Origin of the sequence: Paraburkholderia sp. BR10954, from assembly GCF_040965775.1 — a bacterium.
Classification (GTDB): domain Bacteria; phylum Pseudomonadota; class Gammaproteobacteria; order Burkholderiales; family Burkholderiaceae; genus Paraburkholderia; species Paraburkholderia youngii.
The window spans coordinates 400669-416816 of the sequence record NZ_JBFRCK010000003.1 but is presented as its reverse complement, the minus strand read 5'-3'; the positions used below and the strand labels follow the sequence as shown (position 1 = coordinate 416816).

Sequence of the window (16148 nt, the reverse complement as noted above, 5' to 3'; positions counted from 1 at the left end):
CGCGGCGGTCCGTTACGACGAAGCCGCTTCTGACGCGGCCGCCGCGGGCGATGCCGCCGCGCTCGACGCCGGCGCTGCTTCGGACGCCGCGGCGGGCGCCTTCGGGCCGGCGGCGGCCGCGCCGCTTGCCGCGGCGGCGGACTTCGGATGCGCCGGCTGGATCTTCGCGCCGTCGTTCAGACGATCCGTACCGTCCGTCACGACCTGGTTGCCGGCCGCGAGACCCGACTCGATCACCGTATTCCTGCCGTCGCTCGGACCCAGCTTGACCTTGTGCACGGACACCGTGCTGTCCGGATTGACCAGATAGACGAAGTCGCCCGGCGCGCCGGACTGCACCGCGGCGCTCGGCACGAGCACCGCGTTCTGCATCGTGTCGACGAGCAGCTTCACGTTGACGAACTCGTTCGGGAACAGCGCTTCGTCGTCGTTCGCGAAGGTCGCGCGCAACGTAACGGTGCCGGTCGCGGTCGCCATCTGGTTGCTGACCGCGTACAGCGTGCCGGTCGCGATCTCGCGCGAGTTGTCGCTCGAATACGCGGTGACCGGCAGCTTCGCGCCGGTGGACAGACGCTGCACGATCGACGCGAGCGAATCCTGCGGCACCGTGAACTGCACCGTGGTCGGCTTCACGGTCGTGATGACGACGATGCCGGTCGTCGACGACGCGGTCACGTAGTTGCCCGGATCGACGAGCCGCAAACCGACCTTGCCCGCGATCGGCGCGGTGATGCGGCAATACGCGAGGTCGAGATCGAATTGGGCGATGTTGGCTAGATCGACCTTCACCGCCGCTTCGTCCTGCTGCACGAGAAACTGCTGATCCGCGTAGGTCTGCTGCGCGATCGACTTGCGCTCGTTCAGCTGGGTATAGCGCTCGAGATCGGCGCGCGCCTGCGCGAGCAAAGCGCGGTCTTTCGCGAGCGTCGCCTGCGCCTGCTGCTTGCTGATCTGATACTGGCGCGGATCGATCTGCGCGAGGAACTGTCCTTTTTGCACCTCCTGGCCTTCGTGATAGCCGACCTCGGTCAGATAGCCGCTCAGCTGCGGCAGCACGGTCACGGTCGCGATCGGAATGACGGTGCCGAGCTCGCTCAGCGTGACCGGCATCGAACCGAGCGTCGCCTGCGCAACGGTGACGACGATCGCCGCGTTCTCGCGCGCCGGCTTCTTGCGCGTCAGCAGATGAACCACGACGAGCGCGACCAGCACGAGCAGGACAACCGCGAAGATGATGAGCCCGCGTCGCGAGCGCTTTGGCGGCGGGGACACGGTTTCGCTCATGTTGATCTCCGGGAACGGATATTGGTGTCGAGATTCGGCTGGAAGCTCGTCCTCTGACGGGACTGCGCAAAAGTGACACGGTTCGCGCGCGTTGTCATCAGTCGAAGCCCTCGGGTCCTGTTGTTATGAAGACGTAAGAAAGCGGGACGCGACTTTGGTGTGGGGCATGCGTGAATGTAGCCGGCTTGCGCAGGGCTTGAGTTACAGGGGTGCAACATGTTGGCGGGTGAAAGGGTTGGGGTGTCGATCAGGCGGCGCGCGGGCGGCGGACATCCGCATGGGTCGAGTTTTGAGCGCGGCGGGACATCGCAACATGCGGTAACAGACGACAGCCAAATGAAAACCGGGCCGTCCGTTCAGAGTCGTCACATTCGTCCGATATCATCGCGAGCCAGCGTCGCACCGCGACTGTCACGACACCCCACAAGCTCGCCCCGATGTCCATCACCGTCAATTTCCCCGCCGAAGTCCGCGACTGGATCGCCGCCAATCTTTCGCGCGGCGTCGCGCCGCAAGCGATCGTCAACGAACTGGTGAGCCGCAACAACGCGGCCGAGCTGGCCGCGGCGATGGTCGAGGCGGTCGCGTCGGCGTTCCTGTACGGCATGGCGCTGCCCGGCGACAAGCTCGAAATCGGCGGCGCGCCGCTCAGCTATCAGCCCGAGCCGCTGCGCGTGCCCGAAGGGCCGCTGATCCAGCTCGGCGAGCGCAAGGTGCGCGTGCTGTCGCGGCTGCAACGACCGGCCGCCGTGCACCTCGCCAACTTCCTGAGTGCCGACGAATGCGAGCAGCTGATCGCGCTCGCACAGCCGCGGCTGGACCGCTCGGCCGTCGTCGATCCGGTGACCGGCCGCGATGTGATCGCCGCTCATCGCAGCAGTCACGGGATGTTTTTCCGTTTGGGCGAGACGCCGCTGATCGCGCGCATCGAGGCGCGCATCGCGGAACTGACGGCGACGCCGGTCGAGAACGGCGAAGGCCTGCAAATGCTTCACTATGAGGAAGGCGCGGAGTCGACGCCGCACGTCGACTATCTCATGACGGGCAACGCAGCGAATCGTGAGTCGATCGCGCGCAGCGGCCAGCGCATGGGCACGCTGCTGATGTATCTGAAAGACGTGGAAGGCGGCGGTGAGACGGTGTTTCCGCAGCTCGGCTGGTCGGTCGTGCCGCAGCGCGGGCATGCGCTCTACTTTGAATACGGCAACCGCTACGGGATGTGCGATCCGAGCTCGCTGCACGCGAGCACGCCGCTGCGCAGCGGCGACAAGTGGGTGGCAACGAAATGGATTCGAACGCGGCGCTTCGTGCCGCGCATTCAGGCTTGAGAAGGATCGACCGAAGTCGGGACGGCTCGCGCGAGCCTTGGTCAGCTTCGCGCTGCTAGCCGTGGCGGGCTGCAGCGCGAAGGCAGGGCGAGAGAGGGCGCGTCAGACGCCGCGCCCTCGAAGCAAGCAAATCAGAACTGCTCGACCCACGTGGCGAGACGATCGGCCGCGAACTCGCTACCGCGTTGCGCCGGCCGGAAAACAACCGCATCGCCCTCGCGTGCCGGCTGCAATGCACCGTCAGTGCCGTCGAGCCACAGCAGGCTCGCCAGCCATGCCGCGTGTCCGCTCGACACCGCGTTGTTGCCCGGCTCCGCGAGAAACTCCGCGAGCGTAGCCGGCTGGTCGCACACGAGACCATCGCCTGCGCGGCGCACATTGATGCCAGCCTCGGAAAACGCCCCGGCCAGCACCGTCAGCGCGTCGCTCGCGGTCACGTTCGCGCCGCCGTGCCGGTTGCGCAGCGTGGCGAGATGCGCCGCGACCGCATGACCGAACGCGCCGCTGCGGGCACTCTCGGCCGCGATCAGGTCGGAGTAGTCCTGCAGCAGCCAGTCCGGCTCGGAGTTCGGCACTTCGGCGAGCACCGCCGCCGCAAGATACGTCTCGACCGGCTGGAAGCGCTCGGGCCCGATCAGCGTAGCCGACAGCGAACGCACCAGACCAATGCGGGTGGCGACCACCTGCTTTTGCAGCACGCCCAGCTTCTCGCGCACCAGCGTGTCGCGCTCCTTGCGCAGCTCGGCCAGTTCCAGCGCCTGCTTCAGCTCCATGCGCAGCGCCGTAATGTCCCACGGCTTCTTGATATAGCGATGGATATGACCGAGGTTGACGGCCGCGACGGTCTGATCGATTTCCGAATACGCGGTGGTCAGAATCCGCACGACATGCGGAAAGCGCTCGCTCGCATAGCGCAGCAGCTCGTTGCCGAACTCGCCCGGCATGCGCTGGTCGGAGACGAGAACGCCGACCCTGTCGCCGTGCTCGTCGAGCAGCGCCTTGCCCTCTTCCACCGAGCCGCCAGTCAGGACCGGCGCCAGGCTTCCGATGGCACGCTGGAAGTACTTTACGGCGGTAGCTTCGTCATCGACGAAGATGATCGCCGGCGCCAACTCCTCTGTGGCTTTTGCTTCGTTCATCAACAACTCCTGTGCGTTTGACCTTTGATATGGGGGAAATCCAGCACTACGGTGGTGCCTCCCCCCGACGTGGACTCGATCCTGAGTCCGCCGCCACAGGACTGCATGACACGGTTGCATAGAATCAGGCCCAAGCCGTTCCCCCCGGATTTCGCGTGCGTTGTAATTGGGTCCGTCAACAGGCGGTCTTTGATCTCGGGCGGAATTCCGGGCCCGTTGTCGCAGATGCCGATGCTCGGGTGGGGTTCCGTCGTTACGGTAAAGCGCACCGACGGCGACGGCACATCCGCGAGCGCGCGCAACGCGTTGGACAACAGCGACGACAGCACGAGCGCCACGCAATTCGGCTGCGTGAGCACCGCAAAGTCGCTTTCGACATCGACATGCACCCACGAGCGCTGCGCGGTCGTAAACGGATACGTATCGAGCAACGCCGAGATCAGCCCATGCGCGGTGCTCTCGATACGCGCCTCGTCGCCCTCCTGTTGCCGGCGCCGCCCGTTGTGTACCGAGCGCCAGAACGACGACACCACCGCCATGCAGTACTGCGCACTCTCGCGCATCGATTTCGCGGCGCCGAGAATTTCGCCTTCGGCATCGCGCTCCGCGTCGGTGCGATCTTCGATGCTGTGCGCGTTCAACGCGATCGCCGCGAGCGGCGTGTTCAGTTCGTGCGCGATGAACGCGAGGGTTTCGTCGATCGCGATCAGACGCTGATTCTGCATCGCGCGTTCGTGGTAGCGGTCAAATGCCAGTTGCAGCGTATCGCGCACCGCCGCCGGCTTCAGCGGCTTTTCGAGGATGCGGAACACCTCGCCGGTGTTGACCGTCTGCAACAGCATCTCGACGTCTGCGTAAGCAGTGACCAGAATCCGCACGATGTGCGGATACTCCAGCGCCACCTGGCGCAGCAGGTCGCCGCCGTCGCGCCCCGGCATGCGGAAGTCCGTGACCAGCACCGCGATGCGGGCACTGTCCTGCTCGAGGATAGCGATGGCCTCGTCGCTGCTCGTCGCGAGCAGGACCTCGTAATCGGCACCGACGGTGCGCGCGAAATATTTGCACGCCAACTCTTCGTCATCGACGTAGAGAAGAGTGGGCTGTGTCTGACGGATGTCATTCATGGTGTTTCTCAGGGTGCGGGCGACAGATCGAAACTGAACGCCGCCCAACTTCCCAGCTCGCTCTCGGCAAACAGCAGGCCGCCATGGCGCTCGATCACCGCATAGCTGATCGACAGTCCGAGGCCCAGGCCCTGTCCCACTTCGCGGGTGGTAAAGAACGGTTCGAACACGCGCGCGATATTCTCCGGCGCGATGCCCGGCCCATTGTCTTTCACCGTCACGTGCAGGCGCTCTTGCGTCCATCTGACGTTGACGTGGATCGCCGGCGCGGGCGTGCCCGCCTTGCGCATCGCCAGCACCGCGTTCGACAGCAGGTTGATCAGCACGCCGATGATGGCCGCCTCGTCGCCCTGCACCAGCGTATCCGCGGGCAGCTCGCGCGTCACCGTGACGCCGCGCAATTCATGCCCGACGAGCCGGATCGCCGAATCGAGCGCCTTTTCGAACAGGAACGGCGTGCCCAGCTCCGCCTCGGCGCCGGGCTTGCGATATGCGAACGTCTTCAGGTCCGACACGATGTGCTGGATGCGCTGCATGCCCTGCCGCGCATCGACCAGACATTCCTGCAGCGTCGGCTCCTTCTTCGAGATCGGTTCCTCCAGCGCAACCTCGATCGCCATCAGGCAGAAGTTCACCGGGTTGTTCACTTCATGCAGCAGGCCCGCCGCGAGCGTACCGATCGCCGCCATTTTTTCCTGCTGCAGCAGTTGGCCCTTGATGTCGAGCAACTGCCGATTGATCACTTCGAGCTCGGCGTTCTTCGCGGAGACCTCCGCGTTTTTCTCGGACACCTCGGCCTTCAGGCGAAACAGCATGAAGCGCACGCGTTCATTGAAGAACGTGTAGACCGCACTCGCGGCCGCGGCGAACAGAAGCAGCAGAACATTGACGGTCAACGTGCCGAGCGGCAAGCCGTCATGCGGAGGCAACAGGCAGGCCAGCAGATACAGAAGGCACGACAACACGCCAAACACGAGGTTTTGCCACAAGCCAAACGGCAAGGCAATGCCGGACGCGAAGATGGCCAGATTCAGCCCCATATAGTACGGCGACAGCACGCCATCGGTGCGCCAGATCATCCATGAAATCATCACCTGCGGCAGCAGCAGCCACGACAGCGTCAGCCATGGAGTAAGCCGTCGCCCCATGTCGGTGTCGAGCAAGGCGACGATACCGCCGATCATCAACGACACGAGCAGCCGCGCGAGCGCGAACGACGTCTGATACTGCGGATACTGCGCGTAATCCAGCCCCACGCCGAGCAGCACGAGCGCAATCGCGGTGCACGCGCCGCCCCGGCTGAACGTGACGCGAAAGTCGGCCAGCTCGGTTTGATAGCCGCTCTGCAGGGGACTGGTAGTCATGGACAGGGATGTCGACACGGTTTCAGAGGATCGTTGCTTCCGCGAACACATTCACCCCGGTCTCGTCGACGTAGAGCTTCTGGTCAGTGGAGTTGGGGGGAAGCAGCGAGCTCATGCCGCTCTCGTTCCGATAGATCAGGTACCACTCGAGCAGATGCTCCATCCCGTACTTCTCCGGATTCGCGGAATGGACGTTGGTGACCAGCAAGTGGCCGCCGGGTCGGGTGCGAGCGGCGAAGTAACTGAGCAAACGTGCGCAGACCTTGTCCGACAGATAGTCGAACAGACCGGCGCAGTACACCGCGTCGAATTCGCGCGCGGAGGGGTCCGTGGAAATCTTACGCTTGAGCAGGTCGTGCACCGACTGATGCACCATTTGCACCGAGACCTTATGGCCCGCGGCGTGTGCCGAGCTGTCGATCGCGTCCTTCGTAAACGCCAGCGTTTCCTCGCTGAAGTCGACCAGCTCGAACGACAGCAGCTCCGGATGCGGATATTCGCGCACGAACCGCTGGATCTCGAAAGCGGGCCCGCAACCGACGTTGAGGATGCGGAATGGCCTGCCGGCCGCGCGCGCCGCCTCGGCCTGCCGCGTCAGAAAGTCGATCAGCAGCGTGATGCGGTTGCGGTGCGCGGTCGCGACCGCCGCCTGCAGGAACGCGGTATTGACGATCTGGAAGTAAGTGGTCGGCCCCTGCTGCGGATCGCTGAGGATCTGATTGACCATCTCGTAGTCGCCGGCATAGCCGAGCGGCTTGGTGAACGTGCGGTAGACGAACGGCGCGCGCAGCAGCAACGGATGCAGCGCCGATTGCGCATAGGTGCGATGCACGGGTGCGATCTCCGCGTCGACGCGCTCGGCTTCTTCCTCGAGACGGTCGAGGTAGGACTTGATCTTGAGCATGATCGGCGTGGCGAGCTCGTAGAACAGGTCCTCGCGCAGCCGGCCGCCTTCGGTCTTCGGCAAGCTCTCGGTCAGATCGACCTGCTCCACCCAGCGCGACACTTCCGACAGGAACGCGCGCATCTCGTTCACGACGATCTGATAGTCGCGGCGGATATTGAAGCGCGCGTCCCAGTCGCTAATAAAGAGTTCTGCTTCCCGCCCGACCGACTTCGCTTCATTGGGCAGAACGCTAAGCTCGCGCCATTCGTCGATGAGTGCCAGTGAAACCACCGCGGTCAGACCGGTGTTCACCAGACTCACCACCACCGCCTTGCCGAGATAGGCATTCTTGGTGCCCATGCGCACGCTCAGCTCGCTTAAGACCTCGCTGACCTGCACGATGGAATAGGGGTTATAGACCTCCATGACCAAAGACTTTCTCTGGAGGTTAATGATCGTCCCACGCACATGCTCGCGCTGCGAGTTGCGGAAGCTGACCACCGGGTCGATTTGCGTTTGAGAGTACACGGTATTAGTACCTGAGGAATCCGGGAACGCAGCAGGGTGTTGGAGAAGTCCAGTGAATGGCTGCCGCACGCACGACACCAGCGACAAGTCGTGGACGCGTTTCAAACCACAGTTGAGCTGGAAACACCAAAGCCCTTTGCCAGAATGGCTCCAGCGGCTTGCAGTGTAACATCAACAGATTCAATTCTGAATGAGGTTCAATTTAGGTTGAAACGTATACGCAAGGTTTTCTTGCGAGCATGTCCATGCGATAGAAAGCCGTTTTTGCAAAGAATAATTTGAAACGAGTTGGCGACCGCGTCGGCGCAATCGCCGACAATTCGTTTCCCGACAAAGACTTGCAATCGCATCACCGCGACGGCGACACGATCCGCTATAGAGGGGGAGCGTTACTTGTGCCTTTCCGATCTATGCCCGTTGGATAGATCTGCGCTTTGACGCATTACCGCTTCGAGACTCGAAACGATGTGAAATGAAGCGGCAATTGATGCCTCGTGCATTCGCCGAATAAGCTTTTTTTGTTTTAACGCAATTCAGGCCCGGCGCGGCAAACGTTTCTCTTTTAAGCTTCGGCGCGAGTGCCGTCGACAATCGAGCGGCTCGCGCACTCGTCGACTCACTCGTGCAAGGCCAAACCTTTCACGGCCTTGTCGACGGCTTTCTTCGGTCCGTGCAGCGCGAGACCGACGAGGTCGAGATTGGCCGCGTCCTCGGCGCGAAACACTGCGCGGTTCGCCGCGTCATGCCCCGTCGAAAACATCGCGTGCACATACGGCACGATTCTGAGCTCGCGCGACAGCGCCTGCCGGTGCGCACCCTGCAGACCGGAGCGGTCGGCGGCGAACACCATCATCGGCTGGCCGAGCATGCGGCCGTAGCGGTGCCCGGCGGCATCCTCGTAGGGCTCGCCCAGCGCATCGGGCGCCGCGGCCGCGACGCCGGTCGCGAGAAACGCGACTACATTGAGCTTCTGCCAGACCGCGAGATCGCTGCGCACGATCAGCGCCACTTTGGTATCGAACATGACGACTCCTTCGTTGAGCCGCTCATGATCGACGATGCCGCGCGATCAGTCTGGAACGTTTGTGCACATCTGCCGGTACGCGGCTGGCGTCATCCGGTACGCGCGACGAAACCAGCGGCCGAGATGGCTCTGGTCGGCGAAGCCGACTTCGGCGGCGACCTGCGCGGGCGTGCGGCCGGCCGCGAGCAGGCGCCGCGCGGCGCGCAGGCGCAGGCGCACCAGATACGCGTGCGGCGACGTGCCGAACGCGCGCTGGAACAGACGCGTCAACCTGAACCGGTCGATGCCGGCGACTTCGGCGAGTTCGTCGAGCCCGGGATTGCCGTCCATCTGTTCGTGCAGCAGATCGCGCACCCGCGCGATCGCGGGCGACGCGGCGGGGTCGCCGGCGAGCGGCGCGTCGCGCAACTGTGCGCCGAGTCGCAGCAGCAGACGATCGAGCGTCTGGTCGCGCGCGAGCCGGCCCTCGTTGCCATGAATCGCGACGAACGCCTGGCGGATCGCATCGACGAGCGCATGGTCGTCGACGAGTGTATGGCCGAACGCCGCCTCGACGCCGGCCAGTCCCGGCAGGTCGAGCCGGCGCGCCGCGCGCTCGACCCAGGCTTGCGGCAGATACAGCATCGCGTACGTGAAGCCGCCCGCCTCGGGCGCGTGACCGTCGTGCAGCGCGCCGGGCTCGATCAGGATCGCGCGGCCCGGCACGCTCGTGTGCAACGACCGATGACACTGGAAGCGTTGCACGCCCTGCTCCGTGTAGCCGATCAGCATGTCGTCGTGATCGTGCGGATCGTAGGCGTGCCCGCTGAAATGCGCGCGCAGGCTTTCGATGCCGGTTTCGGCATCGCGGCGGGCGGTTAGCCAGTTGGCGGGATCGAGTGGAGTGGGCATGGGTTGGAGCTGACGGCCCGCGGGCGATGCGGCCAGCGGATAGTGTACGGCAGCGTGGGAATCGGGATCGGCGGGCTCGCCAGCGCCTGGCGCATGCGAAGCGAGCCGCGACCGGGTTCACGGTTTCTTCGAGCGCGGCGGCCGGGCGTTGACGAACGGGTTATAGCCGTGCGGGCTCGCCGGCCGATCCTGTTGTTGGTTCGCGCGGCGGCGCTTGCCGGTTGGTTCGTTGCCGGACAATTGCGCAAGCAGTTCTTGCGATTCCGTTTCCGTTTCCGCTTCCGTTTCCGTCTCCGCTTCCGCTTCTGTTTCGTCCGCCGGCGGTACGGCTTTTCTGCCCCGTCTCGCGGGCTTCGGTTCGGCTTGCGGGGCGACGCCCGCGATGTGTTCGATCACGGACAGGAAGGATGCCGATGCCGATCGCAGCGGCTGTCCGGGCAGCATCGTCAGCGCGACGATTTCGTGGAGTGAACGGTCATCCACTGAACGGCCCTGCACAGGGCCATGCCAGTCCACATTCGCTTGTGCGAAAGCGCCGACGACACGTTCAAGCACCGCCGGCGACAGCACCCCGCCGTCGTACAAGCGGATGACGACGCGCTCGAAAATCTGAAACGAGCTAATGTCCGTTGCTTTCGGCGCCACGGTTTGTCGCCTGGTGAGTTTGTCTTCCGGTTTCAGTCAGCAAATGGCATGCCGAGGCTAACGGGTCGAGTCGCCGGTATCGGTCTATGCGAGCAGTAGCAACGCGTCCGCCAGTGACAGCACCGTGGTGCGTGAATCGAATGCGGTAGCAAACAGATGTTCATGGACCACCTCGTCCGGGTCGTAACAGCAATCCTTGACCGTGTACAGGCGAAAGTCCGCGTCGCTCGCGTACGCGACCGAGGAGAGCACGACTCCGGTCGACGCGATGCCGACCATCATCAGCGAATCGATACCTTGCGCGGAGAGTCGCGCCTCCAGATCGGTGCCGAAGAACACGCTCGCACGATGCGCGATGACGAGCGGTTCGTTGGCCTGCTGGCCCAACTCCGGCGCGGTCCGGTCTTCGAGGAACAGGCCAAGTTTTTTAATTCCCTGCCGTTCCTGTTCAACGGGCTGACTTCCGGATAGCCCGGACTGAACCGGAGATTGGCGAAATAGACGCTGACGCCTTTGGCCCGGGCCGCGTCGCATAACCTGCGCGTGTTGGCGAGCAACGCCGGCGCGACCGATGGAAACAGTCCGAGAATATCGGTCTGGTAGTGCATCACGATAAGCGCGGTTCGCGATGGTGTGATGGCCTCGTTCGCGATGTCGTCAGAACCTGTGTTGCTTGTCATTGCGCCACCTTTATCCCGGTTCCACGTCCTGTTGTCAGAGCGGCCGTTTCGATGCCGTGGCAATCATACGCCCCCGCCCGCTTGCTACACTACGTACCAAGGTCGCCGGCACTCCCGCAAGGGTAATGAAGCACCTGCGACGTAACTTCGCAAATACAGAGGATGAACATCCAAATGACGCTTTCGACGAGAAAATTTGGTCGTACCGGCTGGAATGTGTCGGAAATCGGTTTTGGGGCATGGGCGATCGGCGGCTCGTGGGGCAGTGTTGCGGAAGATGACGCCAAGGCCGCGCTGAACGCCGCGCTCGATAACGGTGTGACGTTCATCGACACGGCCGATGTCTACGGCGACGGTCGCTCGGAACGGATCATCCGGGACGTGCTGCGGCAACGAGGCGGCGAACGTCCCATCGTCGCTACGAAGCTCGGGCGCCGACTCGACCCGCATGTGACCAGCGGCTATCTGAACAGGCGCGAGCTCGAAGCGTTCATCGACCGGAGCCGCTCGAACCTCGGCGTCGACACGCTCGACCTGGTGCAGCTGCATTGCCCGCCGACCGAGGTGTACTACCGTCCCGAAGTGTTCGACGCAATGGACGACTTCGTCGCCGCCGGCAAGATCCGCTATTACGGCGTGTCGGTCGAAAAGGTGGAAGAAGCGCTGAAGGCGATCGAATATCCGAATGTGGTTTCGGTCCAGATCATCTACAACATGTTCCGTCAGCGTCCCGCCGATCTGTTCTTCAGGCAGGCGCAAAAGAAAGACGTTGCGGTCATCGCGCGAGTGCCTCTGGCCAGCGGCATGCTCACGGGAAAGCTGTCCGCGGAATCGGTTTTCGCGTCGGACGATCATCGTGCATTCAATCGGCATGGCGAGGCGTTCGATGTCGGCGAAACGTTCTCCGGCGTGCCCTACGACATCGCGTTGAAGGCGGTCGACGAACTGCGCGGCCTCGTACCCGTGGACGCCTCGATGGCGCAACTGGCCCTGCGCTGGATCCTGATGGAGGATGCCGTCTCCGTCATCATCCCTGGCAGTAAAAACGCCGCCCAGGCGGCGTCGAACGTCTCGGCCGCGAGCCTCGCGCCGCTGTCCGACGAGCTCATGCAGCGGGTCCGGGAAATCTATCAGCACCATATCGCGCCCCACGTCCACCAGCGCTGGTAAAGGCAACGCGGTGGCGGCTTCGCCGCGGGCGCATTCGACATGCAGGGAGCACTCGGAGTAAATTGTGCTGGCACCTCGACTCTGGAGAACCTCATGACGGACATCGCACTTGCACGCAAAGATGCTTGCCTCGCAGTGGTTCATGCGGTACTGACGGACTTGAGCGACGACAGCAATCTGATCGGCGCGGCGCTACGTGTTGCGGATTACCTCGTCGATGATCTCGAAGGCAAGATCACCGAGACCGACGCGATCCTGCTCGCCGTCACCGCGCTGACCAAGATCAATCGCGCGATTCGCGAGTGGAACGACGTGGACGGCAACGCGATGGACGCGATGAGAGTCGCGGACTTCGTCATCGATGAACAAATGAACGGGTACGACAGCGCAACCATTCCGCATCACCCTACTTCGTCAGCGGAAAGAATCGAGGCACGAGCGGCCGCGGTGATCCGCCCGACGGGGTCGCCGGTACGGCCCGTTCACCACTGAGTTTCGTCTCTCACTGCGGGCGCGCTACCGCCGCCCGATTCATCGGCTGGAGGGTCGCCATCGCCAGCCCCGCTCCAGCGAACGCACACGCGGCGCAGACGAGCGCGACGGCGCGCAGCGCGTCGGTCATCGAATCGGCTTGCGCGCGCGCCACGGCTGCGTCGCGCGGCGCAGGCGAGGCGCTTGCTGCCGCTGCCGCTCCCGCTCCCGCTTGCTCGACCGGCGCCAGCAGTTGCCCGCTCTGGCGCACATCTTGCGGTACGTGCAGTTCGTCGAGGCGCGCCGATAGCGCCGCGTGATGCGACCACAGGAAGACGATGCCGAGGACCGCAATCGCCAGCAGGCCCGCCACGCGCGCAACCGCGTTGTTGATGCCGGACGCTACGCCTGTGCGGTCGCTCGGCACCGCGCCCATCACGGTCGTGGTGAGCGGCGCGACGGTGATCGTCATGCCGAGCCCAAGCACGACGAGCGCGGGGAAAAATCCAGTCAAGTAGCTGCCGCGCACGAACGGCAGCGCCAGCAGCGTGAAGCCGATTCCGGCGACGCCCGGGCCAACGGTCAGCAGCACGCGCGAACCGAAGCGGCTCGTCAGACCGCCGGTGAAGCGCGATAGCAGACCGATAATGAAAGGCACCGGCAACAGCGCCGCGCCCGCTTGGGTCGCGCTGAAGCCATGCGCGCGGATCAGCGTGAACGGCAGGAAGAAGAACGCGCCGCCAAGGCCGAAGTAAAGCAGCAGGGTGACGAGATTGGCACCGGTGAAGTCGCGCGAGCGAAACAGATCGAGCGGCACCATCGGGTTAGGGCTGCGCGCTTCAACGATCACGAATGCGGCGAGAATCAGCACGCCGGCGCCAATCGCACCGAATACGAGCGGATGCGCGAAGCCACGCGCCGATGCTTCGGTCAGGCCGAACGTCAGCGCGGCGAGTCCCGTGGCCGCGCTCAGTGCACCGGGCCAGTCGAGCTGTCGCGGCGCATCGGCGCGGTGGCTGTTGGGCACCGCCAATATCGCGAGCGCGATCGTCAGCGCCGCGAGCGGGACGTTCAGGAAGAAGATCGCGCGCCACGACCATGCATCGACGAGCCAGCCGCCCGCCACCGGCCCCACGGCCGACGTGATCGCGCCGACGCCCGCCCAGGTGCCGATCGCCCGTCCGCGCGCGGCGTCGTCGAACACCGCGCCGATGATCGCGAGACTGCTGGGCACGAGCAGCGACGCGCCGATGCCCTGAACTGCGCGCGCGGCGACCAGCGCAGACGCATTCGGTGCAAACCCGCAAGCGGCCGACGCCAGCGTGAAAAGCCCGACGCCCGCAATGAACACCGTGCGTCGGCCGAGTTTGTCGCCCATCGATCCGCCGACCAGCACGAGGGAGCCGAGAAACAGCAGATACGCATTGACGACCCACTGCATCGCCGCGACGCTCGCGCTGAGTTCGCTCTGAATGGACGGCAGCGCGACGTTGACGACGGAGCCATCGATGAACGCCATGCTCGAACCAGCGATGGTCGCGGCGAGCGCGAGCCGCTTGCGCCGGCACGGGCGGTCGATCGTGAGGGGCTGTGTGCGGATGACGAGCTCGTCGCACGGACTCGCCTGCGCGGCAATGATGCGCGCCATATTCGGCTTGGCCACGTTTCCTCCAGTGCTGGTCGATGGAGACTTAGAGCCTGTGCGTGCCGCCGAGGCTAGTCAACCCCGCAGCGCAACATCGCGGAGCGCATTTTGCCCATTCGGAGTGCCCGGCGCCGCCGGGCGGGACGCTAAGGACTTCGCCGGCGGACGGTTACAGGCGATAATCGGTCGGAAGCAATCGATCTGAAAAAGCGGAGAAGGAATGGACAAGCAAGGTTTCACCACTGGCATCGTTCACGGCGACAGAACCGCGGGCACTGAGCACGGCGCCTTGCGTCAGCCAGTTCATACGTCCGTGCAATATGGTTTCGAGCGCGTCGAGGACCTGATCGGCGTGTTCCAGGGCACGAAGAAAGGCGGCTTCAATTACGCACGGCAAGGCACCCCCACCACCGCCGCGCTCGAGCGCAAGATCACCAGCCTCGAAGAAGGCGTCGGCACGGTCTGCTTCAGCACCGGCATGGCCGGCATCACCGCGACGTTCCTCACGCTGCTGCGCGCGGGCGATCATCTCGTGTCGAGCCGTTACGTGTTCGGCAACACCAACAGTCTGTTCGGCACATTGCGGGCGCTCGGCGTCGAAGTGACGACCGTCGACGCGTGCAACCTCGACGACGTGAAGAACGCAATCCGGCCGAATACGCGCATGGTGTTCGTCGAAACCATCGCGAATCCGGGCACGCAGATTCCGGACCTGCATGGTATCGGTGACGTGTGCCGCGAGCGCGGCATCGCGTACGTGGTCGACAACACGATTACCTCGCCTGCCTTGTTCAAGCCAAAGGCGGTCGGCGCGAGCCTCGTCATCAACTCGCTGACCAAGACCATCGCGGGTCATGGCGCCGCGCTCGGTGGCGCGGTGACGGATACGGGCCTGTTCGACTGGAGCGCGTATCCGAATATCGCCGACGACTATCGGCGCTCGGCGGCGAAGGATCAGGGGCTTCTGCAGATCCGCAAGAAGGGCCTGCGAGACATGGGAGCGTCATTGTCGTCCGAGCAGGCGCACTCGATCGCGATGGGCGCGGAAACGCTCGCATTGCGCGTGAAACAAAGCAGCGACAATGCGCTCGCGCTCGCGCAGTTTCTCGAAGGGCACGAAGCGATCGGCAAAGTGTTCTATCCTGGCCTGAAAAGCCATCCGCAATACGAGATCGCTCAGACGCTGTTCAAGGGCGCGTCATGGCTGTTGTCGTTCGAGTTGCTCAACGCGGATCGCATGGTCGAAGTCGTCAACGCGCTCAAGCTGCCGGTCAAGGCGACCGGTCTCGGCGACACGCGCACGCTGATCATTCCCGTTGCGCCGACGATCTTTTTCGAAGCCGGGCCGGAAACGCGCAAGGCGATGGGGATTTCCGACGGCATGCTGCGGCTCTCGGCGGGCATCGAGGACATCGACGACCTGATTGCCGATTTTGCGCAGGCGCTGAAGTTGGCGGCGTAATTGGCGGCGTAGTTGGCGGGACTTTGAAATTGGGGCGAGACTGGTGCGCCGGTCTCGCTAGTCTCACCGCTGGCAGTGCTACTTCCTGCGCCGCTGATTCATCAGCTTCACGATATCGGTTGTCGGCCCGCTGGTCACGAGGCGAGGAATGTCATCCAGGTGAAACCAGCGACACCTGGATATTTCGTTACTCGGGCGAGCTTTGGCGCGATTCGGAATTTCGCAGGAAAATACGTGATGGTGCTTCTGCTTGCCGCGGAAGTCGAAAAGGTGCTTGGCTGACTTCCCGGAGAGTTGTGTTTCTTCCTTGAGCTCCCGAAGTGCGGCGTCAGTGCGGTGTTCGCCACGCTTGAGAATCCCGCCCGGCAAAGCCCACTTTGATGCACTACGTGCGACCAGAAGGATTCGCTTACCTCTGCGACAGATCACGGTGGCGCGTTTCTTCAAACCGAACTCCCACTTATGCCCTGGATGCTCTCAAGACGCTCACGACGCGGCGGCGTATCG

14 protein-coding genes and 1 pseudogene are annotated in these 16148 nt (G+C 63.9%); 4 read left to right on the top strand and 11 right to left on the bottom strand.

All coding sequences use genetic code 11. The features are described from left to right. Nucleotides 1–12 precede the first annotated feature (12 nt). Entirely contained in the window at nucleotides 13–1284 is a 1272-nt protein-coding gene (locus AB4Y34_RS06945; protein ID WP_368715604.1) for an efflux RND transporter periplasmic adaptor subunit, read from the bottom strand. Nucleotides 1285–1721: 437 nt separating this feature from the next. Between AB4Y34_RS06945 and AB4Y34_RS06940 the strand changes: the two genes are divergently transcribed. Beyond that, a complete protein-coding gene (locus tag AB4Y34_RS06940) occupies nucleotides 1722–2612 on the top strand; it encodes a 2OG-Fe(II) oxygenase (RefSeq protein ID WP_368715603.1) in 891 nt (296 codons plus the stop codon). 131 nt (nucleotides 2613–2743) lie between these two features. Here the strand turns inward: AB4Y34_RS06940 and AB4Y34_RS06935 are convergent, their stop codons facing one another. The 8 genes and pseudogenes from AB4Y34_RS06935 to AB4Y34_RS06900 all read right to left on the bottom strand — a co-directional run bounded on the left by AB4Y34_RS06935 (nucleotide 2744) and on the right by AB4Y34_RS06900 (nucleotide 10893). Continuing rightward, nucleotides 2744–3751 carry a response regulator gene (locus AB4Y34_RS06935; RefSeq protein WP_368715602.1) on the bottom strand — a complete coding sequence of 336 codons (1008 nt, stop codon included), beginning with the start codon at nucleotides 3749–3751 and terminating at the stop codon, nucleotides 2744–2746. Beyond that, nucleotides 3751–4875: a hybrid sensor histidine kinase/response regulator gene (locus AB4Y34_RS06930; protein WP_176106910.1), complete on the bottom strand. Its 1125-nt coding sequence runs from the start codon at nucleotides 4873–4875 to the stop codon at nucleotides 3751–3753. The genes AB4Y34_RS06935 and AB4Y34_RS06930 overlap by 1 nt, the downstream gene beginning before the upstream one ends. Before the next feature lie 8 nt (nucleotides 4876–4883). Continuing rightward, entirely contained in the window at nucleotides 4884–6239 is a 1356-nt protein-coding gene (locus AB4Y34_RS06925) for a sensor histidine kinase (RefSeq protein ID WP_176366342.1), read from the bottom strand. A gap of 22 nt (nucleotides 6240–6261) precedes the next feature. Next, nucleotides 6262–7653 (bottom strand): class I SAM-dependent methyltransferase, encoded by a 1392-nt coding sequence (locus AB4Y34_RS06920; protein ID WP_368715601.1) that lies wholly within the window; start codon nucleotides 7651–7653, stop codon nucleotides 6262–6264. Between the two features lie 616 nt (nucleotides 7654–8269). Continuing rightward, nucleotides 8270–8677 carry a DUF2000 domain-containing protein gene (locus AB4Y34_RS06915; protein WP_013092622.1) on the bottom strand — a complete coding sequence of 136 codons (408 nt, stop codon included), beginning with the start codon at nucleotides 8675–8677 and terminating at the stop codon, nucleotides 8270–8272. A gap of 45 nt (nucleotides 8678–8722) precedes the next feature. Further along, entirely contained in the window at nucleotides 8723–9568 is an 846-nt protein-coding gene (locus tag AB4Y34_RS06910) for an AraC family transcriptional regulator (protein WP_176121011.1), read from the bottom strand. Nucleotides 9569–9685: 117 nt separating this feature from the next. Then, nucleotides 9686–10138, bottom strand: coding sequence for a hypothetical protein (locus AB4Y34_RS06905; RefSeq protein ID WP_368367183.1), 453 nt, complete (start codon nucleotides 10136–10138; stop codon nucleotides 9686–9688). 159 nt (nucleotides 10139–10297) lie between these two features. Beyond that, nucleotides 10298–10893, bottom strand: a pseudogene (locus AB4Y34_RS06900) (isochorismatase family cysteine hydrolase). A gap of 174 nt (nucleotides 10894–11067) precedes the next feature. Here AB4Y34_RS06900 and AB4Y34_RS06895 point away from each other — a divergent pair. Further along, nucleotides 11068–12063: an aldo/keto reductase gene (locus AB4Y34_RS06895; RefSeq protein ID WP_368589766.1), complete on the top strand. Its 996-nt coding sequence runs from the start codon at nucleotides 11068–11070 to the stop codon at nucleotides 12061–12063. Nucleotides 12064–12156: 93 nt separating this feature from the next. Further along, nucleotides 12157–12555 carry a hypothetical protein gene (locus AB4Y34_RS06890; RefSeq protein ID WP_176378691.1) on the top strand — a complete coding sequence of 133 codons (399 nt, stop codon included), beginning with the start codon at nucleotides 12157–12159 and terminating at the stop codon, nucleotides 12553–12555. 10 nt (nucleotides 12556–12565) lie between these two features. On the opposite strand, the gene AB4Y34_RS06885 is transcribed toward AB4Y34_RS06890, so the two are convergent. Next, the gene (locus AB4Y34_RS06885) at nucleotides 12566–14182 is read right to left on the bottom strand and encodes a DHA2 family efflux MFS transporter permease subunit (protein WP_368715661.1); all 1617 of its coding nucleotides are present in this window, start codon (nucleotides 14180–14182) and stop codon (nucleotides 12566–12568) included. 217 nt (nucleotides 14183–14399) lie between these two features. On the opposite strand from AB4Y34_RS06885, the gene AB4Y34_RS06880 reads away from it, so the two are divergent. After that, nucleotides 14400–15641 carry a cystathionine gamma-synthase family protein gene (locus AB4Y34_RS06880; RefSeq protein WP_176378692.1) on the top strand — a complete coding sequence of 414 codons (1242 nt, stop codon included), beginning with the start codon at nucleotides 14400–14402 and terminating at the stop codon, nucleotides 15639–15641. A gap of 78 nt (nucleotides 15642–15719) precedes the next feature. On the opposite strand, the gene AB4Y34_RS06875 is transcribed toward AB4Y34_RS06880, so the two are convergent. Beyond that, entirely contained in the window at nucleotides 15720–16088 is a 369-nt protein-coding gene (locus tag AB4Y34_RS06875) for an NUDIX hydrolase (RefSeq protein ID WP_176121004.1), read from the bottom strand. Nucleotides 16089–16148: the final 60 nt, after the last annotated feature.